This is a genomic window from Azoarcus sp. CIB, from assembly GCF_001190925.1.
In the GTDB taxonomy this organism is placed as follows: Bacteria; Pseudomonadota; Gammaproteobacteria; order Burkholderiales; family Rhodocyclaceae; genus Aromatoleum.
In genome coordinates this window covers 176,133-202,526 of sequence record NZ_CP011072.1, presented here as the reverse complement: position 1 = coordinate 202,526, position 26,394 = coordinate 176,133, and the positions used below count along the sequence as shown (strand labels likewise).

The following is a 26,394-nucleotide window of genomic DNA, read 5'->3' as shown; positions in this document are numbered from 1 at the left end:
TCCCCCGGAATTTTCCTCCTGATACACATTTCCCGATACAAATTTATTACGTTCGAGGTATGGCACATGGCTTGCAAAAACGGGGGGCGCGCGTAGTCCGAACCCACCCAAGTTTTTAAGGAAAACAGTCATGAGCCTCCAGTCCAGACGCAGCCCGACACCCTCCCTTTCGCTCAAACCGCTGGCCCGCACGCTCGCGCTCCTGTGTGCGCTGGGCGCCCCGGCGCTGGTCTCGGCCCAGGTCGTGCCCATCCCGTTCGAAAGCGAGGGCATCGTCAAGAGCATCTACAATCGCCCCGACGGCACGGGCGTCGAACTCGGCGTGTTCGGCCGCACTTTCCTCGTGCCGCCGGGCGCGACGATCCATACGCCCACCAAGACCCTGAGCGCCGCCGAGCTGATCGACCCCGCGCGCTTCCCCGGCCTGTTGCGCGACGGTTTCGTCGGCTCCACGGCGATCCTGCTGGGCGAGGTGAAGATCGCGGCCGACGGTACCGCGACGCCGCTGATCACCAGCGTGGCGATCGAACCCGCCGAGACGGTGCTGCTCGGCTCGCTGACGAAAAACGATACGGGCGCGATGAGCCTGCTCGACATCCCGATGCGCGAAAGCACCGATCCGCGCCTGCTCTCCAAGGGCTACAAGAACGAGTTCGGCTTCGCAGTGGATCCCGCGTCGATCCCGGTCGGCACCTTCGCGGCGCTGGAAGGCTATTACGGCGACGACGGCAACTTCTACCACTTCTCGATGGAAGCGGCGGGCGGCGCCCTGATCGATCCGGCCGTACCCAAGACCAGCATCACGAAGACCAGCTGCGTACCCGGTTCACGCCTGCAGGTGCAGGGCTCGGCCTACCTGCCCGCAGCCTCGACGATCGAATTCCGCAACCCGAAGACCAACTACCTGTACGGCTCGATGAGCACGACGGTGGACATCGAGGCGCCCGAATTCGGCACCTATCGCTACAGCGTGATCGTCAACGAGGGCGAGGTCGACTCCGACGGCGCCTGCCCGTCGCAGGTGAAGGCGGTGAACCTGACCAACCTGAGCCAGGCCATCGCGACCGTCGCCGGGGTGACCGCACCGCCGCCCCCGCCGCCGGCCGGCACCGTGCCGACGAACGTCGCCCCCGTGGCGGTCGCGGACGCCGCGAACGTGTTCGTCGGCCTGGCGACGGAGGTGCATCTGCTCGCCAACGACACGGACGCCAACGGCAACATGGACAGCACCACGGTGCAGCTGCAGTTCCCGCTGCCGCCGGGGCTGGACGTGCAGAATCCGCAGACCGGCGACGTGATCGTCACTGCGGCCGCGGCGGGTACCTACACCTTCAGCTACACGGTCGCGGACGTCGGCGGCCTGGTGTCGGCGCCCACGCCCGTGACGATCACCGCCCAGCCGGTGGCGATGGATACGGTCGATCTGACGCGCGGCAACTTCCGCGCAGACTCGGGTCGCTGGGAGGTGCGCGGCGCGACGAACCAGGCCGGCGCGCAGATCACCGCGACGCTGGTGCGCACGAACGAGACGATCGCGACGGTGACCTCGGATGCGACCGGGGCATGGCAGATCGACGTGCGCAATTCGCCGGTGCGCGCGGTCGCGGGCGATATCGTGCGCGTGATCTCGAGCGGCGGCGGGCGCGACGAAGGAGTCGTGAATATTGTCCAGTGAGTCGTCCGGCAAGCCCGACCGCCGGCCGGCTCAGGGGGCGTGACGGGCGGCCATCAGGCCGCTCGCGCGCAGCACGCGCCGGCCGACCGCCTCGTCCAGCACCCGGTCCGAGCCCGCCGTTGCCAGCGTCAGCCACTGGCGCGCGCGGGTGATGCCGGTATACACGAGCTCGCGCGTGAGCACGGGGTTCAGCGTGTCGGGCAGCACCAGCGCGGCATGCGTGAATTCCGAGCCCTGCGACTTGTGCACGGTCATCGCGAACACCGTGTCGACCGCCTGCAGGCGGCTCGGCAGCACCCAGCGCACCCCATCGCTGCCGTCGCCGGCGGGGAAGGCCACGCGCAGACCCCACCCCAGTCCGCCCTCCGGCGCGGGGCGCGGCAGCTCCAGCGTCACGCCGACGTCGCCGTTCATGAGCCCCAGGCCGTAGTCGTTGCGCGTGACGAGCACGGGCCGGCCGGGATACCAGCCGTGGTCAGACTGGATCAGGCCGGCCGCGTGCAGCATTCGCGCGACGCGCTCGTTGAGCCCTGCGACGCCCCACGGGCCGCGGCGCAGCGCGCACAGCAGCTGGAAGCGCCCCTGCGCCGCGAGCACCGCGCGCGCCCAGCGGTCGAAATCGGCCTGCGCTGCATCCAGCGGCGGTCGCCCGTCGCGCATCACCTGCAGGTAATGGCCGAAGCCCGCGGGCGGCGGGGGCGCGTCGCTGCCGGCGAGCTTCCCGCCGCCGGGGAAGTTCTCCGCGCCGCCGGCGATCACGAGGTCGCGCAGGTCCGCGTCGCCGGTAAGGCGCAGGCGCGCGAGATCGGCGCAGCGCTGCGATCCGGATCCGTTCAGCACCGCGTGCATCGGCGCGCGTTCGCCGGCATTGACGGCTTCGGCGAGGCGGCCGATGCCGCTGTCGGCGGTGAAGCGGTGGCTCACGCGCAGCATCGCCACGGCCTGGTCGAGCGGCGCGCCCTGCGCGTCGACCAGCGCGTCGTCGATGCGCGTGCCGGTCACGCCCGCGAGCCAGTCGCGCGTCGCGGGCGTGTAGCGGCCTTCATGCGCACGGGCGCACAGCTCGCCCAGCACCGCGCCGGCCTCGACCGAGGCGAGCTGGTCCTTGTCGCCGAGCAGCACCAGGCGCGCGTGCGCCGGCAGCGCCGCGAGCACCGCGGCCATCATCTCGAGGTCCACCATCGAGGCCTCGTCGACGACCAGCACGTCGAGCGCCAGCGGGTTGCGCGCGTCGTGGCGGAAGTGGCGCGTGTCCGGGCGACTGCCGAGCAGGCGGTGCAGCGTGCCGACGGCGACCGGAATCGCCCCACGCACGGCTTCGCCGCCGGGCAGGCGGTCGAGTTCGAGCTTCGCGACCGCGCCGGCGATTGATTCGTTGAGCCGCGCCGCGGCCTTGCCCGTGGGCGCGGCGAGGCGGATGCGCAGCGGGCGCTGCTGCGGCCCGGTGAGCGCGAGGCTCTGCAGCAGCGCGAGCAGGTGCACGACAGTGGTGGTCTTGCCGGTGCCGGGGCCGCCGGTGACGATGCCGAAGGCGCTGCGTGCGACCAGCGCGCAGGCGAGCTTCTGCCAGTCGACGGCACCGTCCGCGCGCGGCGGGAAAAGCGCATCGAGCGCCTGGCGGAAGGCCGCGGGGTCGAGCGCCGCGGGCCGCGCGGCGAGGCGCGCATCGATGCCCGTGCGCACGTCGCATTCGTATTGCCAGTAGCGCCGCAGATAGAGGCGGGTGCCGACGAGGACGAGCGGGGTGTTCGACGACGCTTCGTAGGGCGGAAAAGCGCAGCGCCTTCCGCCGGATGTCGCATCCTGTGGCACCGCGGCTTCGTGCCCCTCCGCCATGACGGCGGATAACGGCTTCGCCTCATCCGCCCTACGGTCAGGGTGCGCGACGAGCAGCGGGTGCGCCAGCGCTGCAATCCAGTCCGCCAGCGTCACGCCGGCCAGCACCTCGTCCGGCAGCGGCGGCAGATCCGTGTCGTCGTCGCCTTCCGGCGGCAGCGACAGCGCGAAACGCGGATCGTCGAGCGTCGCGGCGAGGTCCAGGCACACGTGACCGCGGCCCAGCTGGTGGCTCGCGAGCGCCGCGGCGAGCAGCAGCAGGGGCTCGGCGTCGGGCGCCTCGTCGCGCAGGAAGTCCGCGAACACGCGGTCGAGCGGACGCAGCCAGCCGCGCTCCGCCCAACGGCGCAGCAGCGCGGGGATGTCGCCGCACGCAGCGGCACCACCATCGTCCGCGCCCGCGAACAGGTCATCCATGCGGTCGGCGCCGGGACGGCGGCCTCGGGTCGTGCGCATCATCGCGCACCCTCGCCCGACGTCAGGTCACACAGATCACGCATGCTCGCCCCAGGGATTCACGACCGGCACCGACAGGTCGTCGAAGTGCCGGGTGTTGCGGGTCGCAATCGTCGCACGCCGCGACAGCGCGATACCGGCAATGAAGGTGTCGCGCATGTCGACCGGGCGGCCGGCATTGCGGCGCTCGGCCGCGAGCTCGGCGGCGTAGGCGGCGGCACTGGCGTCGAAGAGCAGCACGCGGTTTTCGAGGTCCTCGCGCACGAGCAGGTCGAAGCGCTCCTGCAGCGCTGCGCGGCGGCGCCCCGGTGCGAGCAGCGCCAGGCCGTAGCGCGCCTCGAACAGCGTCACGCTGCTGATCCACACCGATTCGGCCGGTTGCTCGTCGAGCCACACGACGACGCGCTCGTCCGGCTGTTGCTGCATCAGCGCCGACAGGACATTGGTGTCGAGCAGGATCATTCACCGAACTCCATCGGCGCGATCCCTTCGCCGTGCAGTTCGGGCAAGGGTTCCGTCAGTCCGGCGCCGGCAAAGCGCGCGGCAATGCGCGAGCCCAGCCGCGGGCGCGCCGCGTCCTCCTCGATCACCGCACGCCGCAGGATCTGCCGCACCTCTTCCTCCATGCTCCAGCCGTGGCGGCCGGCGCGCGCCTTCAGACCGGCCTTGACCTCTTCCTCGAGATTGCGAACAACGACTTGTGCCATGGCATGCCTCCGGATCACAACAGACGATCCAATGGTATCACGATATCAAATAGCCCCACCGGTCGCGCACCCGCCACCGAACTCCGCATCCAGCGCCTCGATCAGCGCACGTGGCGGGCGCTCGGCATGCACGCCGCGGGTCGGCGCGCGGCTGCCGCGCAGGAAGAGGTACACCGCGCCGCCGACGTGGCGGTCGTAGTCGTAGTCGGGCAGGCGCGACTTCAGCAGGCGGTGCAGCGCGAAGAGGTAGAGCACGTATTGCAGCTCGTAGCGCTTCGCCAGCACCGCGTCGCGCATCGCGGCGGGCGTGTAGGCTGCGTCGTCGGGCCCCAGCCAGTTGGATTTGTAGTCGGCCACGTAGTAACGCCCGCGGTGTTCGAAGACGAGGTCGATGAAGCCCTTCAGCATGCCGTTGAGCTGGCCCGGGGCGAGTTCCGGGCGCGGCGCAGCAGCAAGCGTGTGGGCGCGCACGAGGGCGTCGAGGCGCACGAGGTCGGCGCGGTGAGTCTCGAACCAGAACTCCATCTCCGGGCGGGCGCCCGCGAGATCGGCCAGCCGCGGCGCGTCGCCGTCGGGCAGCGGCAGCGGCGTCGCGATGAAGTCGAGCAGCCAGCGCGTAAGCGTCTCCGTCCAGTGGCTCCAGCCGCGCACGGCGCAGCGGCGCGCGATCATGTCGCGGGCGCGCTCGGGCGCCGCGAGCACGCGGCCGAAGCCTTCGCGCGCGGCCCATTCGAGGATCTCGTGCAGGAAGGTGCCGGGGCCGGGGCCGCACGCGAAGCGGTGCAGGCGCTGGTCGCCGCCGGGCGCGGCCGGCGCGCCGGGGGGCTCGGCCAGGGTCTCGGCGAAGGTCTCTTCGGCCGGCGTTTGTGCCGCGGGCGGCACGGATTCGGCGCCGGCAGGGCGTGCGGACTCGCCCGCGCCCCCTTCCGCAGCGCCCGCCTCGGCGGTACGCAGCGCCGAATAGCTCGCGATCCACCAGAACTCGCGCACCGGCCGGCGCGGTTCGCGCGCGGCGCCGAGCTCGGTACGGGCGACGCGCGGCACGAAACGCTCGCCCGCGGGCGCCGGGGCGGGTTCGACGGCGATATGGGCGCAGTCGCCGCGCAGGGCATTCAGCGCGTCGGGCAAGGCGTCGGTCGCGATCGCCGCGCCGCCGGCGAGGAGATAGCCCAGCGCGCTGCGCTCGAGCTTGTCCACCGGTGCGACGCCGATCCAGGTCGCGTGGCGCGCGCGCGTCAGCGCGACGTAGAGCTTGCGCAGGTCCTCGCCGAGGCGTTCGTGGTCGGCTTGCGCGACATCGTCGCCCTCGGGTTCCAGCACGAGCCTGAGCCGGCCCGTGTCGTCGTGCCGCTTGATCGGCAGGTCTTCGGGATCGACGGGGCGATAGGCACACGCAAAGGGCAGGAACACGAGCGGGTATTCGAGGCCCTTGGACTTGTGCACGGTGACGACCTGCACGAGGTCGGCATCGCTCTCGAGGCGCAGTTTCCTCGCATCATCGCCGTTCTCGGCGTCGACACGCTGCTCGGCAAGGTGACGGATCAACGCGTGTTCGCCGTCGAGCGCGACGCTCGCGTGCTGTAGCAGTTCGGCGAGGTGCAGCAGGTCGGTGAGCGCACGCTCGCCATCGGGCGGCGCGCCCGCAGTTGCGTCCCCTGCCGCGCCGAGGAGCCGCCGCGGCGCGCCGAAGTCCCCCAGCAGGCGGCGCAGCATCGGCAGCACGCCCTGGCGGCGCCACACCTGGCGGTAGTCGCGGAACTGCAGCACGCGGTCTTCCCATTCGAGCTCGTCGCGGCGCAGCCGGTCGAGCGCGGCCCAGTCGAGGCCGAGGCAGGGGGTCGCGAGCGCGGCGCGCAGCAGGCCATCGTCGTCCGGTTCAGCGCAGGCGGCGAGCCAGCGCTGCAGCTCCTGCGCCTGCGGGCTGGCGAACACCGACTCCTGGTCGGAGAGATAGACGCTGCGCACCCCGCCCGCAGCCAGCGCGGCGCGCACGGCATTGGCCTCCTTGCGGCTGTTGACGAGGATCGCGACGTCGGCCGGGCGCAGCGCGGCGAGTGCGTCTCCTTCACGTGCGAAACCCGCCCGCCCGTGCTGGCCGAGGTTCAAGAGGTGGATGATCTCTGCGGCGCAGCTCGCGGCCATGCGCGCGCGATAGTCCATGACGCCGACCGCCTTGCCCGCCTCGCGGGGATCGAGCGCCCAGCATGTCAGCGCGGTGACCGGCGCCCCGTCCACGACGAGGCGCTCGCGCCGCCCATTGGCCTCGACCACCTGGAAGGGCACGGGGTTGTCGTCCTGCCTGCGGAACAGGAAGGCGCCCTCACCCCCCTCGCAGCCCTCGGCCTGCGCGAAGCAGCGGTTCACCGCGGCGACCATCGCCTCGGTCGAGCGGTAGTTCGTGCCGAGCGTGAACAGCCGCCCGCCCGCGTCGCGGCGCGCGCGCAGATAGGTGAAGATATCCGCGCCGCGGAAGGCGTAGATCGCCTGCTTGGGGTCGCCGATCAGCACCACGCCGCTGTCGGCGGGATTCGCGGCGATGCGATAGACGCGGTCGAAGATGTCGTACTGAACCGGGTCGGTGTCCTGGAATTCGTCGATCAGCGCGACCGGAAACTGCCGGCGGATCACTTCCGCCAGACGTTCGCCGTTGGGCTGGCGCAGCGCGGCGTCGAGGCGCGTGAGGAGATCGTTGAATCCCATCTGTGCACGCCGCTGCTGCTCGGCGGCGAAGTGCCGGGCGACCCAGCGTGCGGCGAAGCGCAGCAGCTCGGCCCGCGCGTCCGGCAGGTCGGCGAGCGCCGCCTTCAGGCGGGGGATCTCGGCGAAGGCGGGGTGGGCGGGCGGATTGCCGTCCTTCCACGCCTCGGCCATACCCTCGGGCGTGAAGCGCTCCCAGCCCTTCTTCAGATCGGGCGACGCGGCCGCGGGATCGCAGGCCCAGCTGCGCAGCGCAGCGAGCCACGGTTCGTAATAGCGCCGCTGGATCTTGCTGCCGACGACCTGTTTCGTCGCAATGCCGGCATCGAGCAGTTCCTCCAGTTCGTCGGCCCACTGCGCCCACGGCGCCTTCAGCGTGGCGAGCGCCTGCGCCGTCTCGTCGCGTGCGGCGGCGACCGCGCCGGCCGGCTCCGGCGCATCCTCCAGCGCGTCGGCATGCTCGACGAGCTTGCCGAGCTCGCCCTGCAGCGCGTCCGGCGTCGCCCACCAGCCGGCGATCGCGGCGACTGCGTCCTCGTCGAGCGGCACGAAGAAGCTGCGCCAGAAGTCGCGCACGACCTCGGCGAGCAGTTCGCGCTGGTCGGTTTCGAGTTGCTGCGTGAACAGGCTGTCGCTGTCGAAGGCGTGCTCGTTGAGCATGCGCTTGCACCAGCCGTGGATCGTCGACACCGCGGCCTCGTCCATCCACTCGGCGGCGAGCTGCAGCTTGCGCGCGCAGCCGGGCCAGGCTTCCGGCAGATAGTCGGCGCGCAGGTCGTGCAGGAAGTCCTTGCCGCGCGCCATTGCGTCAACATCCGCCGGGTCGACACGGAAATACCCGGCCGCCTCGGCGAGGCGCGCGCGGATGCGGTCGCGCAGCTCCTTGGTCGCGGCATCGGTGAAGGTCACGACGAGGATCTCCGGCGGCGTCAGCGCGCGCGCGAAAGCAGCCTCGCCGCCGTGGCCGAGTACGAGGCGCACGTACAGCGCAGCGATCGTGAAGGTCTTGCCGGTGCCGGCGCTCGCCTCGATGAGACGGCTGCCGTGCAGCGGGAAGGCGAGCGGGTCGAGCTTGCGGGGGGCGGTCGGGAGGGGGGTCGTCATCGCGGCGTTCATGCCTCGGCCCCTTTCGCGAGGCCCAGCTTGTAGTCCTTGGGCGTGCCGATCCCCTGATAGACCGGCCGCAGCAGCGTGTCGGCGAGACGCGCGAATTCGCCGTCGGCCCACAGCGCGTCGAAGTCCGGCCAGGCGCGCGCGAGGTACGGGCTGTCCTCGATCTCGCCGCGCAGCTTGAAGCCATCCCCTTCGTACGCGAGCCGCGCGGCACGACCGGCATCGCCGTCGCGCGGCGTATCGGCCCGGCCGCCCTTGTCGAGCCACGCGAAGGCCGTCTTCGCGGCCAGCGGCAGCGGCCGCGCGAGGCCCGCGTGCCAGGCGTCGAGCAGGCTGCCGAACCAGCCGCGCGCGGCGTCGACGTCGAGCGCATCGATCGGCGCATCGCCGACCTTGCCGACGACGAGGCTGGTCATCGGCGCCCCCGCGAGGTGGCCCGCGACGTGCGCGATCCAGTGGCGCAGCAGCTTGTCGCGCCGGTATCTCTTGTCCTTCGTGACCAGCCCGCTGCGTTCCAGCACGACGCGGCCACGCCGGCCGTCCGCGCCGCGGCGCAGGCCGCCGAGACGGTCCGCGACGACGAGCCGCGCGCCGCCGACCGAGTGTTCGAACGCGACGTCCTCGTCCGGCTCGACCGCCTCGGGCCAGTCCGCGAGCGCCTTCGCATAGCGTTCGAAGAGGCTCTCCATCGGCTCGGCGAGCTCGGCCTGCATCAGCGCCGCAAAGTGCCCCGGCGCGAGCTCGCCGCGCCGTTCGATGCGCGCGAGCGCCCGCTCCAGCGCCGCCTCGCGCTCCTCGCCGCGGCCCAGCGCATCCAGCTGGGCAGCGATCAGCTCGTCCTGCAGCTGCCAGTTCTGCAGCGCGTCGAGCGCAAAGGGTTCATGGTCCTCGCTGGACGGGTCGGGCAGCTCGAAATACACCCCCAGGCGCCGGCGCAGGAAGACCTTCGCGGGCTCCTTGAGGAAGTCGGCGAGCTCGCGCAGCGTCAGCGGCTCGCTCTCGTCGAGCGGCGCCAGCGGCGCGGCATCGGCCGCGAGACCCTCGCCTCGATGAGGCCCATCGTGCCACTCGCGCGCATACGTAAACAGCGGCGAGCCGGTGCCGTCGACCGGGAAGTAATCCGGGCTGAAGGGCTGCAGGCGGTGCTCGACGGTGAGCGCGGCGAGGAGCCCCTCCTCCGCATCCTCGCCGTCGTGCCCCACGAGCCGCCAGCCGGCCGCGAGGTGGTCGCGCAGCTGCCCGACCAGCACCGAGGGCGGACGCGCGGTGTTGTCGTGGATGCTGCGCCCGACCCAGCTCACGTGCAGCCGCTCGCGCGCCGACAGCAGCGCTTCCAGGAACAGGTAGCGGTCGTCCTCGCGGCGCGAACGGTCGCCGGGGCGGTAGTCGCGCCCCATCAGGTCGAAATCCATCGGCACGCGCGTGCGCGGGTAGTCGCCGTCGTTCATGCCCAAAAGGCACACGTGGCGGAAGGGGATCGCGCGCATCGGCATCAGCGTCGCGAAGGTCACCGCGCCGGCGAAGAAGCGCTGCGACAGGCCCGAGTCGTCCATCTGCGCGAGCCAGTGTTCGCGTACCACCGACAGCGGCAGCACCTCGACGAGCCCCGCCGCGGCGCAGGCGTCCTGCCACCGCTGCAGCGCCGATTCGAGCCGCTGCAGCGTGTAGGCCCCGCTCGCGTCGGCGGGATCGAAGAAGTCCGCGAGCAGGCCGCGCAGACGCCGGCACCAGTCCTCCACCGTCGCCGTCTCGCGCAGGTCCCGCCAGGCCGCGTCGAGGCGCTCCAGCAGCGTCGCGAGCGGCCCGACCAAGCCCGCATCGAGGCCGCCGATCTCATCGTAGGGCTCGATGCCTTGCCAGGCCTCATCCGCATCGCCCGCACCGCCCACCGCATAGCCGAGCAGCATGCGGCGCAGCCCGAACAGCCACGAGTTCCGCTCCGCCCCTGCGGGCAGGCCGAGACTCGCGCGCTGCTCCGCGTGCAGGCCCCAGCGGATGTTCGCGCCGCGCACCCAGCGGTGCAGCAGCGGCAGGTCATCCTCCGCAATACTGAAGCGCGCGCGCAGCGCCGGCACGTCAAGGAGATCGAGCACGTCGGACACCGCCACGCGCGACTGCGGCAGGCCCAGCAGCTTCTCGACCGCGTTCAACAGCGGATCGTGGTGGCGCAGCCCCTGGTCGGCGACCGTGAAGGGGATGAAGCGCGGGTCGTCGGCGTCGAGCAGCCCGAACACCGCCTGGATGTGCGGCGCGTAGGCGTCGATATCCGGCACCATCACGATCACATCGCGCGGGCGCAGGCTGGCGTCGGCATTGAAGGCCGCGAGCAGCTGGTCGTGCAGGATCTCGACCTCGCGCTGCGGACCGTGCGCGACGTGGAAGCGGATCGACGCATCCGTCGCGGGATCCACCGCCGGCCAGCGCGCGCGCGTCTCGGCGAGCGGGCGCAGGTCGCGGATGTCGTCCTGCAGTTGGTGCAGCAGGCAGCCCTCGCCATGGGACTCGAAGAGGTCGATGCGCGTGCCGACCTCGGCGAAACGGCGCGCGCAGCGGTCGCGCGCCTCGCCCGCATCGTGCTCGTCGAGCAGGCCGATGAAGTCGCGTCCCTGCTTGCCCCACGCCGCGAGCAGCGGATGGGCGTGCAGGTGCAGCTCCTCGTCCGCCAGCACCGCCGGCATGCCGGCTCGGCGCGCATGGCGCGAGCCGGTCGCGCGCAGCAGATCCTTGTCCGCGACGATGTCGGCCCAGTAGTGCTCGCACGGGTTATGCACGCACAGCAGCACCTGGCTCCACCGCGCGATCGCCGCCAGCACTTCCAGCGTCTGCGCCGGCAGCGACGAGATGCCGAACACCATCACGCGGCGCGGCAGCGCGGGCGGGCGCGGCGCGTCCCCCAGCGCGGCAACCGCCGCGAGGAAGCGCGTATGCACCGCCGCGCGGCCGCTGCCCGCGAGCGCCGGGCCGACGTCCGCCAGCAGCGCGCGCCACAGCGCCGGCTGCCAGGCTTGTGCGGCCGGCAAGGCTTCGCGCCCGCCGCGCGCCGTGAGCAGCACGTCCTCGCCCGCCGCCCAGGCCGCGAGCCAGTCGGCGCGGTACATCTGGTACTGGTCGAAGAGATCGGCGAGGCGCTCGGCGAGCTGGTGGCGCTTCCTCAGATCCTCGTCGTCCGAGAGGAAGCGCGCGAGCGGCGCGAACGCCTCGCGCGCGAGCAAGGACGGCAAGAGGCGCATCAACCGCCAGACCAGCAAGGGTTTGTCGAAGGGCGACACCTCCGGCACCGCCTCGCCGCCCAGCACCGCGCGGTAGGCCTGCCACACGAAGCGCGAGGGCAGGAAGGCGTCCAGCGCCGCGGCGATGCCGCAGCCGCCCGCCGCCTCGTCCGCCGCCAGCGCCATCTTCAGCCACTGCGCAATGCCGTTGCTCTGCACGAGGATCAGCTCGTTTTCCAGCGGCGCCAGCGGATGGCGCTTCATCCACGCGACCAGCACGTCGCGCAGCGCCTCCGGGTGGTTGCCGTGGATCACCATCAGCCCGCCCGCCAGATCGCTCGCCCCTACGACCTCATGCTCCATGCCTGTTCCAGTCTCCCCTCACCCTTGCCGCGCCGATCGCATGCGCCGCGACTGTAGCGCATGCGTACGACAGGACGCGTCGCATCCCTTTGCCGCGCCCGCGCGCAGCCGGCAACAGTAGCATGCGCCCCACGCCCGTCGACAAGCGCCTGAAACATTGCCCTGCGAGACTCCGTGCTGCATGCGTGACCACACGAGGCAGCACGATGATCTCCGCTACAAGACTTCTCTCCCGCCCCTTCCTCAGCCCCTTCCCGCTGACGCGGCCGACCGCCTGGTGGGGCGCCATTCTCGCGGCCACGGCGCTGGGGCTCGCCCTGCAGGCGGACGGCGGACTGCTCGACCGCGCCTTCGCCGCAACCGTCTCCGCGTTGCAGCCGGCCCGCACCGAAGGCGCGCCCGCCACGCTGTCCGGCTACCACGTGAACGTCGAAGCCCGCCCCGTCGCCGGCGTCGGACGCAACCTCTCGGGTCTCGCGTGGGACGCCCGCCGCGGCCACCTGTGGGCCGTCGTCAATGAACCGCCGCAACTGCTCGCGCTGGACACCGACGGCGACGTGCTCGCGCGCCATCCCCTCGACGGCTTCCACGACGTCGAAGGCATCGCGGTGCTGGGCGACGGCCGGCTGCTGCTCGCCGAGGAGCGCCGCCAGACCCTCGTCGTCGCGCCCATCCCGGCCGCGCCGGACGCCGTCCTGTCGCGCGCCGGCCTGCCCGCGCTCACGCTCGCGCTCGGTGCGGGCGACAACGCCGGCTTCGAGGGCATCGCCTACGACGAAACCGGCGACCGCCTGTTCGTCGTCAAGGAACACTCGCCGCGCAAGCTCTACGAGATCCGCGGCCTGCGCACGAGCCTTGCCGGCCGCCTCGACGTCGAGGTCATCGACCGCGAAGACTGGATCCGCGACAAGCTCGTCGCGCGCGATTTCTCGTCGGTCGAGTTCGACCCGCGCACCGGCCACCTGATCCTGCTCAGCGACGCCTCGAAGCTCGCGCTCGAACTCGACGCCAACGGCCGCTACGTCGGCTACCAGGGCTTCGCCGCCGGATTCGCCGACCTCGCCGCCAGCATCCCGCAGGCCGAAGGGCTCACGCTCGACGAGCGCGGCAACCTGTACGTCGTCAGCGAACCCGACCTCTTCTACGCCTTCCGCCCCGAGTAAACGGGGCCCTTTCCCCATCCGCGCCGGGTAGTTTGCGCCAGATCAAACTTACCCGAATTGCAAATTAGCATTGCCTTACGCAGCCTATACTCGAATAGATTATTGACTCGATCATCAGACACATCCGTTCGCCCTGAGCCTGTCGAAGGGCAGTGACGTGGTCAATAGCGGGCTTCCGGCATTCCAAGACGCAAGGGGAACGAAAATGACAAAATTTGTTGATGTGAACAGCACCGCGGCTGTTCTCGATCCCGGCTTCACGTTTTCCGCCTACGCCGGGGAGCTGCAGTCGGCGATGACGTCGATCGACCAGGCGGCCGCCACGATGCAGTTCGCCGATCCGATCTCGATAACCCCGCCCGGCATCGGAACGATGCAGGTCCAGTGGGCTGACGGCACGCACCTGCAGGTCGGCATCAGCGCGATCGGCACCAGTTCGTTCACGATGGACGGCATGCATCTCGGCGCGGGGGACGGCTCCTTCTTCTCGCTCCAGGGCGGAGGCCGCGTCGCCGTCAATGCCTCGGGCGACCTCACCAGTTCCAGCCTGCGCGTGACGCGCATGATGTTCGGCAACGACCAGGTCGGCCAGATCCTGAACGGCTCCGGACGCATGAATCTCGACACCGGCGCCGTGTCGGGCAAGCTCAGCTCGATGACCTTCAGCTGGTTCGCCGACAATCCCGGCACACCGGCGCTCGAATGGCAGTACGTCACGCTCAGGGGCAGCGTCAGGCTCACGGGTGACGCCTTCTCGTCCGACCTCGGCACGCTGACCGGCCGGGTCACCGGCTTCGAATGGGGCACGATGACCGCCGACGCCGACGGCAATCCGCTCGCCTTCACCCCGACCCAGGCGATCAGCGGCCTGAAGATGGCCGCCGCCGGGGCACTCAACGGCCTCGAATCCGGCGGCTTCGATTCGCTGATGGCCGGCCTGTACGCCGGCAGCGACGTGATCGACGGCACCGCGGGTGACGACTTCCTCGAAGCCTCGACCGGCAACGACAAGGTCTTCGGCGAAGGGGGCAACGACCACATCGACGGCGGCGCGGGCAACGACCAGCTCTTCGGCGGCGACGGCGACGACCACATCATCGGCGGCGCCGGCAACGACAAGATCGTCGACGAGTCCGGCAACAACACCGTGATCGACACCGAAGGCAACGCGCACGTCACCACCGGCGCCGGCCACGACGACATCACCACCGGCGCGGGCAATGACAAGATCGTCGCCGGCGACGGCGACAACGACGTCGAATCCGGCGCCGGCAACGACAACATCGCGACCGGCGGCGGCGCGGACTTCATTTTCGCCGGCAGCGGCAACGACAAGGTTGTCGCGGGCGACGGCGCCAACTGGGTCGAAGGCGGCGCAGGCAACGACGTGCTGCGCACCGGCGCCGGTGCCGACGTGATCTACGGCGGCGAAGGCGCCGACAAGATCAACGGCGGCGGCGGCATCGACGTCTTCGTGTTCGACAACCTCGCCGTCGGCGGCAAGGACCTCATCAACGACTTCAATGCGGCCGAGGACTTCTTCGCCCTCGACACCACCGTGTTCACGTCGCTCGCGGGCGGCATCACCGATGCCAATTTCATCGCGGGCAAGACCGCGGTCGCCGCCGACGACTACCTGATATTCGATGCCCAAGGCGGCAAGCTGTATTACGACGCGGACGGCAGCAACCCCGGGGCGGCGGTGCAGATAGCAGTCGTCAAAGGCTCGCTCACCAACCTGGACGCCGGCAACTTCATCGACGAGGCGACCTTGTTCGTCTGATCCGGCCTCATCCCGGCCATTGCGGAAGGGCTGCCTGCGGGCAGCCCTTCCCGTTTACCCGCAGGCCTGAGCACCGTTCGCTGGCGGGACGAAAAATTGCAGTATCCGGATCGTTTATCGCCATTTCATTTGTATAAAATTATTGCCGCTCAGCATTCCCCGACAGGACAGGAAACCATGGCAACTTTCAGCAGCGTCAGCGACACCTCGGCAACGATCACTGCCGGCTTCAACTATGCGAGCTACACCGCCGAACTGCTCGACGCCGCCTGGTCGGTCAGTTATGCGATCGACACCGTCTACTACTACTCCCCCGACGACTGGTCGTTTCCGGCCACCAATGCGTGGGGAACGTGGTGGGACGGCACCGAGCTGTACGCCACCCTGTCCTCGTGGAACGCCACGTCGGCCACCGTCACCGACTTCGATCTGTACGCCCCGGACGGGGCGTGGCTGAGCGGCTCGGGCAGCGCCAAGGTCCAGTACGACACCTTCGGCGAGATCACCGACCTCACCGGCGTCTCGCTCACGTCGCTGTCGATGGGTAACGATGCGGTCTCCACCATCCTCACCGGGTCGCTGAAATTCAATACCGACAGCGGTGCGGTGTCCGGCAAGCTGAGCGCCCTCACGATGGGCTGGCAGGACGACGATCCGAACACGGTCGGGGTCGAGTGGAGCTACGTCACGCTCAAGGGCAGCGTCAGCATCGGCGGCGACGTCCTTGGCGGCACGCCGTCGCTGACGGGCAAGATCACCGGCGTCGAGTGGGGAACGGTGGTCGCGAACGGTGCGCTCACCTGGATACCTGCAGGCAGCGCCAGCGGCCTGAAACTCGACGCTTCCAGCACGAGCGCCGCGCTCGCGGGCAGCGGCTTCGAAGGCCTGTCCGCCGGGCTGTACTCCGGCAACGACACCATCACCGGCACCGCGGGCAACGACTATCTGGATGCCTTCACCGGCAACGACAAGGTCAACGGCGGCGACGGCCACGACGTAATCTACGGTGGCGGCGGCAACGACCAGCTCACGGGCGGAGCCGGCGACGACTACATCGACGGCGGCGCCGGCAACGACAAGATCAGCGACAACGCCGGCAACAACATTGTCGTCGACGAGGAAGGTAATGCCCAGATCACCCTGGGCGCCGGCAGTGACGAGGTGTACACCGGTTCAGGCAACGACAAGATCGTCGCCGGCGACGGCCTGAACTGGATCGAATCCGGCGCCGGCAACGACAGCATCACGTCAGGCGTGAACTCGGACTTCATCTTCGCGGGCAGCGGCAACGACAAGGTCGTCGCGGGCGAGGGCGACAACTGGGTGGAAGGCGGCGCGGGCAACGACGTGCTAGGCACCGGCGCGGGCGCCGATGTGATCTACGGCGGCGAGGGTGCCGACAAGATCAACGGCGGCGCAGGCAGCGACGTCTTCGTGTTCGACAACCCCGCCGTCGGCGGCAAGGACCTCATCAACGACTTCAATGCCGCCGAGGACTTCTTCGCCTTCGACACCAGCGTGTTCACGTCGCTCGCCGGCGGCATCACCGCGGAGAACGTGGTCGTCGGCGCGCAGGCAAGCGCAACGGAAACAGACGATTACCTCATCTTCGACACCCAGGGCGGCAAGCTGTATTACGATGCGGACGGCAGCAATGGCGGGGCCGCGGTGCAGATCGCGGTCGTGAAAGGCTCGCTCACCGGCCTGGACGCCGACAACTTCATCGACGACGCCGTGCTGTTCGTCTGATCCGGTAAGTTCCCGGCAATCGCGTAAGGCTGCCCCCCGGGCAGCCTTTTTCATGCCAATATGCTTAATTCGCCGCACCGGCTTCAAGCCGCCAGTCCCGTGATGTCAGAAACCCGGCAGTTCATCTCCACCTTCCGCTCGATCTTCGTAAACGCGGGCGTATTCAGCCTCGCGATCAACATCGCGCTGCTCGCCCCTTCGCTTTACATGCTGCAGGTGTTCGACCGCGTGCTCGCCAGCCGCAGCGACGAAACCCTGCTGATGCTCAGCATCGCGACCGCCGGCGCACTGCTGCTGGCGCTTGCCCTCGACTACCTGCGCGGCCTGCTGCTGCAGCGCGCCGGCGCGCTGCTCGACCGAACCCTCGGCCGCCGCGTGCTCGTCGCGCTGATCCGCAACGCCTCGAACATCCAGCGCCGCGAAAACCTCCACGGCCTGCGCGACGTCGCGACGCTACGCGGCTTCCTCACCGGCAGCGGCATCATCTCGCTGTTCGACGCGCCGTGGGGCGTGATCTTCGTCGTCCTGATCTTCCTGTTCCACCCGCTGATGGGCATCGTCGCCGTCGGCGGCATGCTCGCGCTGCTCGTGCTCGCGCTGATCAACGAGCGCATGAACCGCAAGAAGGTCGAAGCGGTGCAGGACCGCGCGCGCCGCGCCGGCCAGTACATCGACAAGGGCATGGCCAACGCCGACGTGCTCAACTCGATGGGCATGACCGTGCCCTTCGTCGAACGCTGGCACGCGCTCAACGACGAAGTGATCGCCAGCTCGCTCGCCACCAGTGGCGCCATGAGCGGCGTCACCAGCCTGTCGCGCTTCGTGCGCCAGCTCATCCAGGTCGCCGTGATGGGCACCGGCGCATGGCTCGTGATCGACCAGCACGTCACGCCGGGCATCATGATCGCCGCGACCATCCTGCTCGGCCGCGCGCTCGCCCCGGTCGAGAGCGTCATCGGCAACTGGAACAACTTCGTGCTCGCGCGCGCCGCGTGGGCGCGCATGAAGCCCTTCCTCGAAGAGGACGACGCCGCGGCGCCGACCAGCCTGCCCGAACCGCGCGGCGAGCTGTCGGTCGAGGCCGTCACCCTGGCCGGGCGCACGGCGATGCAGACCATCCTGCGCCAGGTGAGCTTCCAGCTCCCCGCCGGCCAGTCGCTCGCGATCGTCGGCCCCAGCGCCTCGGGCAAGTCCAGCCTCGCGCGCCTGCTCGCCGGCGTGTGGGCGCCGACCCACGGCACCGTGCGCGTCGACGGCGCCGACGTGCGCCAGCTCATCGCCAGCGGCCACGGCCGCCATATCGGCTACCTGCCGCAGGACGTCGAGCTCTTCCCCGGCACCATCGCCGAGAACATCGCGCGCCTCGGCGCGGTCGACGCCGAGCGCGTCATCGCCGCGGCCCAGCGCGCGCAGGTGCACGAGCTGATCCTGCGCCTGCCCGAGGGCTACGACACGCGCATCGGCCAGCTCGACTACATCCTGTCCGGCGGCCAGATGCAGCGCATCGGGCTCGCACGCGCGCTGTACGACGATCCCGCGCTCGTGATCCTCGACGAACCCAACGCCAACCTCGACGCCGAAGGCGAGGCCAGCCTCGTGCGCTGCATCCGCCAGATCACGCACGACGGCGTGACGGTCGTGATGGTCACGCACAAGCCCAGCCTGCTCGACTGCATCGACCGCGTGCTGGTGCTGCGCGAAGGCCGCGTCGAAGGCTACGGGCCGCGCGAGGAACTGCTCGCGCGCATCGCGCCGCAGCGCGTGGCCCCTGTCGCACCCGTGGCCCCGGTGGGCCCCAGCCGCGTGCAGGAGGCATGATGATCGACCAGACGAAACGCCTCATCCGCGTCGGCCAGCTGATCATCGCGATCGCGTTCGTGGGCCTGGGCATCTGGCTCGCACTCGCGCCGCTGCAGGGCGCCGTCATCATGACGGCGCAGGCCAAGGTCGACGCCAACCGCAAGGCCGTGCAGCACAACGAAGGCGGCATCGTGAACGAGATTTTCGTGCGCGACGGCGACATCGTCACCGAAGGTCAGCCGCTGATCGTGCTGCGCGACGCGCAGGCCGAGGCGCTGTACTCGGTCACGCACACCGCGCTCGACGCCGAACTCGCCCGCCATGCCCGCCTCGAAGCGGAAATGACCGGCAGCACGCCGAAATTCCCGCAGGCGCTGCTGCAGCGCAAGGACGAGCCCGTCGCCGCCGAGATGATGCGCCGCGAGCAGGCCCTCTTCGAAGAGCGCCGGCGCGCGCTCGGCGCGCAGATCGCGCTGCTGGAGAACCAGGCGAAGAGCGTCGGCGACGAGGTCGAGGCGCTCAAGGCGCAGATGGCCGCCGAGCGCATGGGTGCCGCCGCGGCCGAGGAGGAGATGGCCAGCCTCGCGTCGCTGAAGGACCAGAAGTTCGTCGCCAACACCCGCCTGCTGACGCAGAAGCGCGTGATCTCCGACTACCGCTCGCGCGAGGAAGAGCGCCGCTCCGAGATCGCCCATGCGCAGAGCCAGCGCGAGGAACTGCGCCTGCGCGCGGTGACGCTGCGCAGCGATCTCGTGCGCCAGGCCGCCGAGGAGGCGAAGGCCAGCACCACGCGCATCATGGAACTGCAGGACCGCCTGCGCCCCGCCTCCGACCTCCTGCAGCGCCTGACCATTCGCGCCCCGGTCGCCGGCCGCGTGCTGAACCTCGCCGTGCATACTGCAAACGGCACGATCGCGCCGCGCGCGACGCTGATGGAGATCGTGCCCGACACCGGCCCGCTCGTCCTCGAAGGCCGCGTGCATGTCGACTCGATCAAGGAACTGCACGTCGGCCAGGCCGCCGACATCCGCCTCACCGCGCTGCCGCAGCGCACGACCCCGCTGCTCGCCGGCAAGGTCAGCTACATCTCGCCCGACGCGCTCACGGTCGAGGACGGGGCAACCTTCTACCTCGTCCAGCTCGTCCCCGACAGCGCAGAGGCCCGCTCGCCGCTCGCTGACTTGCAACCGGGCATGGCCGCGGAGGTGTTCATCCGCACCAAGCCGCGCACCGCGCTCGAGTACCTGCTCGAACCGGTCACCGACACGATGATGCGCGCCTTCCGCGAGCGTTAGTGTAGTGGTTCGTTCTCGGAGGGACTTAACTTGCGTGCAGCAGCTTAGGTCCCGGCCGGCTCCTTACATCATGTGTCGCGGTGCCATTTAGCAGGTACCTTCCCCTTCAAGGGGAAGGACAGGATGGGGATGGGTTTCGGTAGCTTTCGCGCGGACGTCGCCAAAGCCGCTCCCGCCCCGCGGGGAACGAAGCCCTCCCGATCGCCTCAAACGCCGCATGGATACGCTCACCCACGCCCTCTCCGGCGCGATCGTCGGCCGCCTGCTCGCCGCACGGCGTCCCGCCGCCAGCCCCACCGCGGCCGCAACCCCCTCCGCATCGGCGACGTCCCTGCCAGTCTGGCAGACCGTCGCCGCCGGCGCGGCGGCCGCGGCCTTTCCCGACCTCGACTTCGTCCTCGGCTACGTCTCCGAACTCGCCTACCTGCGCGGCCACCGCGGCGTCACCCACTCGCTCGTCCTGCTGCCGCTGTGGGGCCTGCTGCTCGCCTGGCTGTTCGGCCGCCTCGCGCGGCGCAGTCGCCCGGAAACGGACTGGCGCGGCTTCTACGCCGTCGCCTGCGCCGGCATCCTGATCCATATCGGCGGCGACCTCATCACCCAGTTCGGCACGATGATCCTCGCCCCCTTCTCCGACCGGCGCTTCGGCTGGGGCACCACCTTCATCATCGACCTCGTGATCACCGGCCTGCTCGTCGCCGGCCTCGTCGCAAGCGCCCTGTGGCGCACGAGCCGCATCCCCGCGGCCACCGCGCTCGCTCTCGTCATCGCATGGATAGGCGTCGGCGCGCTCGGCCGCGGCGAGGCGATCGCCGCCGCGCGCACCTGGGCGGCCGCGAACAAGGTGCCCGTCGTCGAAGTCGATGCGGCGCCCCGCCCCGCCTCGCCCTTCAACTGGACCGCGATCGTGTTCGACGGCGAGCAATACCACTACGCCCACCTCAACACGCGCCGCAGCGAACTCCTCGCCGCCGGTCCCGACGACAACTTCATCCGCCGCTTCTCCGCCCCCTATCGCCCCGTCGCGCTCGCGCAATGGGAGTCGCGCCCGCGCTTCGGCAACGGCGACCTGCAAGGCTTCGCGCGCGAAGTGTGGAGCAAGGAGGACTTCGCCTTCTACCGCTGGTTCGCGATGTTCCCGGTGCTGGACCACGCGCAGCAGGATGCCTCCGGCAGCCTGTGCGCCGCCTTCCGCGACCTGCGCTTCGAAATCCCCGGCCGCGTCGACCTGCCCTTCATCTACGGCCTGTGCGGCACGCCCGGGGCGGACGGCTGGCGCCTGTACAAGGTCGCTGCCGAGGGGCGGCGCTGGGTGGTGGGTAATCGTTAAGAAGGCAATCAATTACCTCCGTTCGTCCTGAGCCTGTCGAAGGGGCAATCGCGGGCTTCGACAGGCTCAGGACGAACGGCATTCGCAGCCGGGTTAATGGTGCGGCGCTTCCGGCTGCTTGCGCCTCTCCGGCCGCGCCTGCACCGCAAGCATCTCGCGGAAGAGCGGCGACGCCTGCGCGAGCTCCCACGCCGTGCCCATTGCCTCGATGCGCCCGTCCTGCATCAGGATCACCTGGTCGAAGCGGTCGAGCAGGTGCAGGCGGTGCACCGAAGACACGACGACCGCATCGGCGAAATGCTCGAACAGGCCCTGATACACGCGCGCCTCGGTTTCCGGGTCGAGCGCGCTGCTCGGTTCGTCGAGCAGCACCAGCGAGCTGCCCTCGGCCGCGAGCACGCCGCGGGCGAGCGCGAGGCGCTGGCGCTGACCGCCAGACCAGTTCGCGCCGCCTTCAACGACGCGCGCAGCCAAGCCGCCGTGCAGGCCCTCGACGAAGGCGTCCGCGCAGGTGGCGCGCAGCGCGGCGATGATGGCCTCGGGGTGGGCGGTGCCGCCCAGCAGCAGGTTCTCGGCGACGGTGCCGTCGAACATCTCGGCCTGCTGCGGGATCAGCGTCGCGATGCCGCGCAGGATGGACGCGGTCTCGGGCGCGGGGATCGCGTCGAAGCTCACGACCGCTTCGGCGGGGGTGTCGAGCCCGGCCAGCAGGCGCAGCAGCGTGCTCTTGCCCGCGCCGCTGGGGCCGATCAGCGCGTAGCGGCGGCCGCGTTCGAGTTCCAGATGCGGGATGGCTATCGTCGCACCGGCGCGGTCGGCGCCGACATGGGCGAAGCGCAGGTCCGCGACGGTCATGCGGTGCCAGGGTTCGCCGTCGGCGGTGCAACGCGCGGGCTCGGCGGACTCGCGCGCCACGAACACCGGCTGCGCCGAGGCGAAGTCGGCGCGCTGGCGCGACAGCGACTGGAAGTGCGAGGCGATCGCGGTGATCACGCCGCCGGCCTGCTGCGAGTATTCGTACACCATGAACACCTTGCCCAGCGCGATGCCGGTCGCGACCCCGGCGGCAGCCTCCGCACCGATCAAACCGGCCGCCTGCGCGGCATACACGGCGACGAGGATGCACCACAGCAGGCTCGCGAGCAGGTCGACCGCGGCCCACTTCGCCTCGTTGATGACGATGCTGCGCTTGAGCGGCCCCGCCATCGCCTCCAGCCGCGCCGCGATCAGGCGCGCGACACCTTCGGCACGGCGCAGCGCGAGCACCGACAGCACGTTGCCGAGCACGTCGACCATGGTCGCAGACCACGCGCGCTCGGCGCGGTTGGTATCGACGGCGATCTTCATCATCACGCGGTCGAAGCGCGTGATCATCAGCGCGATAAGGCCGTAACCGATCACGGCCACGCTGCCGACGAGCGTGGAGATCAGCCACAGCGCGACGATCGGGCCGATGAGCTGAACCGTGTTCTGCAGGTAGATGAACTGGCTCTGCGCGAAGTCGTACAGCGCGCTGGTGCTCTGCTGCACGCGGTGCGTGATCTCGCCGGAGTGGTGGCGCTCGTGCCACGCCAGCGGCGCGCGCATCAGGCGCCCGACGAGCAGCGCCGACAGGCGTTCGCGCACGCGCAGCGCGACGTTGCGTTCGAGGATGCGGCCGGGACCGTGCAGCAGCCAGGTCGCGACGATGGCCGTGAACACGAGGATCAGCCAGCGCCCGGCGTCGGACAGTGCCTCAACCCCCCCCTTCTGGATCGCGTTGATCGCGTTGCCGGCGAACCACGGCACGGCGAGCTTGAAAAGCTGGGAGGCGAGCAGCAGGGCGAAGGCGCCGAAGATCAGGTGGCGCACGCCCTCCGCGTGCTGCCACAGCGCGCGGTACATCGCCGGCAGGCTGGCCGGGCGCTCATGGTCGACCTGCTCATCGGCGACGACGGCTGCATGGGCCGCCTTCTCGTCTTCCTGCTCGTCGGTCGCGACGGTCTCGGGAACGCGCAATCCTCTCACCTCCGGATGTCAGGACTTTGAAGTGTAACAATTGGCACGCCCGCCGGTGAAATTCCCGTCACATGGCGCAAGGCAATCGTACGAACTCTCGCCCTGCGACCGGCTCGAAGAGAATCCCGTTGACATGTTTTTAGGATATGCTAACGGGCTTTCCGGCAACCAAGCGCAAGTGACGCTGCAGCCCCTGTTCGCCGCGGCGCGCGTCCCGGACCCCTCATGCAAAGCATTCCCGACCTCATCGCCGGCGGCGCCGGATGGCGTCAGACCGCGCGCCTGCTCACCCTGACGACGCCGCTCGGCCCCGACGTCCTGCTCGCCGAAACGGCCACCATCGACGAGGCGCTCGGCCCGCTCGCCGAACATGCCGGCTTCCGCATCGAGCTCACCGCCCTGAGCGCCGACGCCCACCTGCCGCTCGCCCCCCTGCTCGGCCAGCCCGCACGCGTCGATCTGCTCACCGCGGCCTCGCGCACCGCCCTCCGCCCCTTCCACGGCCACATCACCCACGCCGCCCGCCTCGGCGCCGACGGCGGCTTCGCGCGCTACCGGCTGACCATCGAGCCGTGGCTAAGCTTCCTCGGCCGGACGCGCGACAGCTACCTGTTCCAGGACATGAGCGTCGTCGAGATCGTCGATGAACTGCTCGGCGACTGGCAGGCACAGGGGCGGCTCGCCCCCGCATGGCGCTGGCAGCTCGCCGACCCCGCCGCCTACCCGCGGCGCGGCATGACCACCCAGTACCGCGAAAGCGACCTCGCCTTCCTCAGGCGCCTGCTCGCCGAGGAGGGGCTGTTCTGCTGGTTCGAGCACCAGGCCGACAGCGGCCCCACGCTCGGCGCCCACACCCTCGCTATCGGCGACCACAACGCCGCCTTCCGCGACAACCCGCAGCCGCGCATCCGCTTCACCCAGGCCGGCGCGACGCTCGCCGAAGACAGCCTCGACCGCTGGACCGCCTGCGCCCGCATCGACACCACCACCACCCGCGCCGCGAGCTGGGACTACCGCAGCCTGGCGACGCGCCCCCAGACCGCCGACAGCGCCATCACTCCTGCACCGGGCGCCGCCACCGTCGCCACCGACGACCCTGGCCCCTACGCCTGGCAGACCGCGGCGGACGGCGAACGCATGATCCGCCGCCAGCGCGAAGCCATCGACGCCCGCCTGCGGCAGATGCTCGGCGAAGGCAGCGTGCGCAGCGCCGCGCCCGCCACCACCTTCGAACTCGCCGACCACGCGCGGCATGCCGGCACGGACACCGATCAGCACCGCTTCCTGATCACCACCGTCACGCACCGCGCCCGCAACAACCTCGCGACGCTGCTGCCCACGACCGCAGGCGCAGCCGCGACGGAAATCGGCAACGCCGACTTCTACCGCAACCGCATCCACTGCGTCCCTGCCGCCGCGCCGTGGCGCCCGCTGCTGCGCGACGACCACGGCCGCGCCATCCACCCGCGTCCCACCGCCATCGGCCCCACCACCGCAATCGTCGTCGGCACCTGCGCCGGCGCCGGCGAGCCCGCCCCCACCCACACCGACCGCGACCAGCGCATCCGCGTGCAATTCCACTGGCAGCGCGGCGAACGCTCGGCCGGCCGCCTGCCCCACCCCAGCGGCAGCGACAACGCCCCCGCCAATGCCACGCGCGGCGTATGGCTGCGCGTACTCTCGCCAATGGCCGGCACCGACTGGGGCGGCCACTTCGTCCCGCGGCCCGGCCAGGAAGTGCTCGTCGCCTTCCAGCACGGCAACATCGACCGCCCCGTCGTCATCGGCAGCCTCTACAACGGCGAGGGCCACCCCGACGGCGCCGGCAACCGCCTCGCCGGCGGCACCCAGCACGCCACCGCCAACGCGCCCGCGTGGTTCGCCGGCCGCTCCGACCCCGCCCGCACCCACACCCACCGCGCCAGCCTCTCCGGCATCAAGACGCAGGAACTCGCCGCCAGCCGCAGCGGCCAGGGCGGCTACAACCAGCTCGTGTTCGACGACACCGCGAATGAATCGCGCATCGAACTGTCGACCACCGCCCACGACACCCGCCTGCAACTGGGCCACCTCAAGCAACAAACCGGCAACGCCCGCGAAGCGAGCCGCGGCCACGGCGCCGAACTCGCCACCCGCGCCGCCATCGCCACCCGCGCCGGCAGCGGCCTCCTCGTCAGCGCCGACGCCCGCCCCGACGCCGGCGGACACCACCTCGACAGCCGCGAAGCGATCGAACGCAGCGCGGAGGCCCACGACCTCGTCAGCAGCCTCGCCTCAATCGCGCACAAACACCACGCCGGCCTGGGCGCGGACGACACGCCCGACAAACTGCCCGCCAGCGCCTCGCTCGATCGCGCCCTAGAAGTCCTGCGCAACACCGCGGACCACCAGGACTCCGCCCACCATCCCACCGCCCCCGGCAGCTTCCTCGCAGCCGGCGGCGGCACAGGCACCGTCGCCGCCTGGTCCGCCCCCCGCATCCAGTACAGCGCCCCGGCCGGCATCGCCCAGCTCACCCCGAAAGACGTGATCCTCGCGGCCGGCACGAACCTCGTCAGCGCAAGCCGCGACACCCAGCTCGTCAGCCAGGGCAACCACAGCATGGCCGTCGCCCGCGGCCTCGCGCTGTTCACGGCCGGCAAGGCAGGCACGGGATCGCAGCCGATCACCGAAACCGGCATCCACCTGCATGCTGCCAGCGGCCAGGTCAGCGTGCAAAGCCAGAGCGGCAAACTCAACGCCGCCGCCGACAAGCGGGTGACCGTCGCCAGCACCACCGCCGCGCTGTCCGCCAGCGCCCGCAAGCACATCCTCGCCACCGCACAAGGGGCGTATCTCAGGATCGAGGGCGGGAACATCCAGCTGCATGCGCCCGGGAAGGTCGCGCTGAAGGCGAGCAGGAAGAATTTGACCGGGCCGAAGGCAGCGGCGGTCGAGCTACCGCGCCGGGCGAAATCCGATCTTCCACCATTGGAAGCGACAGCCTTCAGCCAACGCGTCAACGTTGCAGGACTGATCGGTAGCGACCCGCAAACCAGGTCGCTTTATTCCTGCCTCCCTTATGAAGCCTACGACGAGGAAGGCGCGCTGATCGCCACCGGCAAACTGGACGCGGACGGCACGACCGAGATCATCTACACGCAGCAGCCGAAAAAACTCAAAGTCGTGATTAGCCAAGGCGATTGGCAGTTCTTCCTGGATGTGAACCACCTTTGACTAA

Annotated in this window: 13 protein-coding genes and 2 pseudogenes; 9 read left to right on the top strand and 6 right to left on the bottom strand. The window is 70.3% G+C overall.

All coding sequences use genetic code 11. The features are described from left to right. Nucleotides 1-130 precede the first annotated feature (130 nt). A complete protein-coding gene (locus AzCIB_RS00785) occupies nt 131-1,675 on the top strand; it encodes an Ig-like domain-containing protein (RefSeq protein ID WP_050414144.1) in 1,545 nt (514 codons plus the stop codon). 30 nt (nt 1,676-1,705) lie between these two features. Here AzCIB_RS00785 and recD read toward each other — a convergent pair whose 3' ends face one another. From recD to recC, 5 genes are read right to left on the bottom strand one after another with little or no spacing between them, the layout of a single operon-like run. Then, nucleotides 1,706-3,970, bottom strand: coding sequence for an exodeoxyribonuclease V subunit alpha (recD, locus tag AzCIB_RS00780; protein ID WP_050414143.1), 2,265 nt, complete (start codon nt 3,968-3,970; stop codon nt 1,706-1,708). A gap of 33 nt (nt 3,971-4,003) precedes the next feature. Further along, on the bottom strand, nt 4,004-4,429 hold the full coding sequence (locus tag AzCIB_RS00775; protein ID WP_050414142.1) for a type II toxin-antitoxin system VapC family toxin: 426 nt from the start codon (nt 4,427-4,429) through the stop codon (nt 4,004-4,006). Next, complete coding sequence (locus AzCIB_RS00770; protein WP_050414141.1) at nt 4,426-4,674, bottom strand: FitA-like ribbon-helix-helix domain-containing protein; 249 nt, start codon at nt 4,672-4,674, stop codon at nt 4,426-4,428. The genes AzCIB_RS00775 and AzCIB_RS00770 overlap by 4 nt, the downstream gene beginning before the upstream one ends. Nucleotides 4,675-4,719: 45 nt before the next feature. Further along, nucleotides 4,720-8,475 carry an exodeoxyribonuclease V subunit beta gene (gene recB / locus AzCIB_RS00765; protein WP_083447116.1) on the bottom strand — a complete coding sequence of 1,252 codons (3,756 nt, stop codon included), beginning with the start codon at nt 8,473-8,475 and terminating at the stop codon, nt 4,720-4,722. Between the two features lie 8 nt (nt 8,476-8,483). Next, the gene (gene recC, locus AzCIB_RS00760; RefSeq protein WP_050414139.1) at nt 8,484-12,056 is read right to left on the bottom strand and encodes an exodeoxyribonuclease V subunit gamma; all 3,573 of its coding nucleotides are present in this window, start codon (nt 12,054-12,056) and stop codon (nt 8,484-8,486) included. 206 nt (nt 12,057-12,262) lie between these two features. On the opposite strand from recC, the gene AzCIB_RS00755 reads away from it, so the two are divergent. The 7 genes and pseudogenes from AzCIB_RS00755 to AzCIB_RS00730 all read left to right on the top strand — a co-directional run bounded on the left by AzCIB_RS00755 (nt 12,263) and on the right by AzCIB_RS00730 (nt 21,176). Further along, nucleotides 12,263-13,219 carry an SdiA-regulated domain-containing protein gene (locus AzCIB_RS00755; RefSeq protein WP_050414138.1) on the top strand — a complete coding sequence of 319 codons (957 nt, stop codon included), beginning with the start codon at nt 12,263-12,265 and terminating at the stop codon, nt 13,217-13,219. Nucleotides 13,220-13,424: 205 nt separating this feature from the next. After that, nucleotides 13,425-14,492, top strand: a pseudogene (locus AzCIB_RS00750) (calcium-binding protein); the annotation flags it as partial. A gap of 3 nt (nt 14,493-14,495) precedes the next feature. Then, a pseudogene (locus tag AzCIB_RS25035) lies at nt 14,496-15,002 on the top strand (calcium-binding protein); the annotation flags it as partial. Nucleotides 15,003-15,179: 177 nt separating this feature from the next. Further along, a complete protein-coding gene (locus AzCIB_RS00745; protein WP_050414136.1) occupies nt 15,180-16,751 on the top strand; it encodes a calcium-binding protein in 1,572 nt (523 codons plus the stop codon). A gap of 102 nt (nt 16,752-16,853) precedes the next feature. Continuing rightward, on the top strand, nt 16,854-18,569 hold the full coding sequence (locus AzCIB_RS00740; RefSeq protein WP_050414135.1) for a type I secretion system permease/ATPase: 1,716 nt from the start codon (nt 16,854-16,856) through the stop codon (nt 18,567-18,569). Beyond that, nucleotides 18,569-19,846: an HlyD family type I secretion periplasmic adaptor subunit gene (locus AzCIB_RS00735; protein ID WP_050414134.1), complete on the top strand. Its 1,278-nt coding sequence runs from the start codon at nt 18,569-18,571 to the stop codon at nt 19,844-19,846. Before AzCIB_RS00740 ends, AzCIB_RS00735 begins: the two co-directional genes overlap by 1 nt. 217 nt (nt 19,847-20,063) lie before the next feature. Then, nucleotides 20,064-21,176: a metal-dependent hydrolase gene (locus tag AzCIB_RS00730; RefSeq protein ID WP_050414133.1), complete on the top strand. Its 1,113-nt coding sequence runs from the start codon at nt 20,064-20,066 to the stop codon at nt 21,174-21,176. Nucleotides 21,177-21,269: 93 nt separating this feature from the next. On the opposite strand, the gene AzCIB_RS00725 is transcribed toward AzCIB_RS00730, so the two are convergent. Beyond that, entirely contained in the window at nt 21,270-23,174 is a 1,905-nt protein-coding gene (locus AzCIB_RS00725; protein ID WP_050414132.1) for an ABC transporter ATP-binding protein, read from the bottom strand. Nucleotides 23,175-23,399: 225 nt separating this feature from the next. Between AzCIB_RS00725 and AzCIB_RS00720 the strand changes: the two genes are divergently transcribed. Beyond that, nucleotides 23,400-26,390, top strand: coding sequence for a type VI secretion system Vgr family protein (locus AzCIB_RS00720; protein ID WP_050414131.1), 2,991 nt, complete (start codon nt 23,400-23,402; stop codon nt 26,388-26,390). The last annotated feature ends 4 nt before the right edge of the window (nt 26,391-26,394 follow it).

Coding starts and splice junctions, on each gene's coding strand:
- AzCIB_RS00785 (WP_050414144.1), top strand. CDS start 131: ATGAGCCTCCAGTCCAGACGCAGCCCGACACCCTCCCTTTCGCTCAAA.
- recD (WP_050414143.1), bottom strand. CDS start 3,970: ATGATGCGCACGACCCGAGGCCGCCGTCCCGGCGCCGACCGCATGGAT.
- AzCIB_RS00775 (WP_050414142.1), bottom strand. CDS start 4,429: ATGATCCTGCTCGACACCAATGTCCTGTCGGCGCTGATGCAGCAACAG.
- AzCIB_RS00770 (WP_050414141.1), bottom strand. CDS start 4,674: ATGGCACAAGTCGTTGTTCGCAATCTCGAGGAAGAGGTCAAGGCCGGT.
- recB (WP_083447116.1), bottom strand. CDS start 8,475: ATGACGACCCCCCTCCCGACCGCCCCCCGCAAGCTCGACCCGCTCGCC.
- recC (WP_050414139.1), bottom strand. CDS start 12,056: ATGGAGCATGAGGTCGTAGGGGCGAGCGATCTGGCGGGCGGGCTGATG.
- AzCIB_RS00755 (WP_050414138.1), top strand. CDS start 12,263: ATGATCTCCGCTACAAGACTTCTCTCCCGCCCCTTCCTCAGCCCCTTC.
- AzCIB_RS00745 (WP_050414136.1), top strand. CDS start 15,180: ATGGCAACTTTCAGCAGCGTCAGCGACACCTCGGCAACGATCACTGCC.
- AzCIB_RS00740 (WP_050414135.1), top strand. CDS start 16,854: ATGTCAGAAACCCGGCAGTTCATCTCCACCTTCCGCTCGATCTTCGTA.
- AzCIB_RS00735 (WP_050414134.1), top strand. CDS start 18,569: ATGATCGACCAGACGAAACGCCTCATCCGCGTCGGCCAGCTGATCATC.
- AzCIB_RS00730 (WP_050414133.1), top strand. CDS start 20,064: ATGGATACGCTCACCCACGCCCTCTCCGGCGCGATCGTCGGCCGCCTG.
- AzCIB_RS00720 (WP_050414131.1), top strand. CDS start 23,400: ATGCAAAGCATTCCCGACCTCATCGCCGGCGGCGCCGGATGGCGTCAG.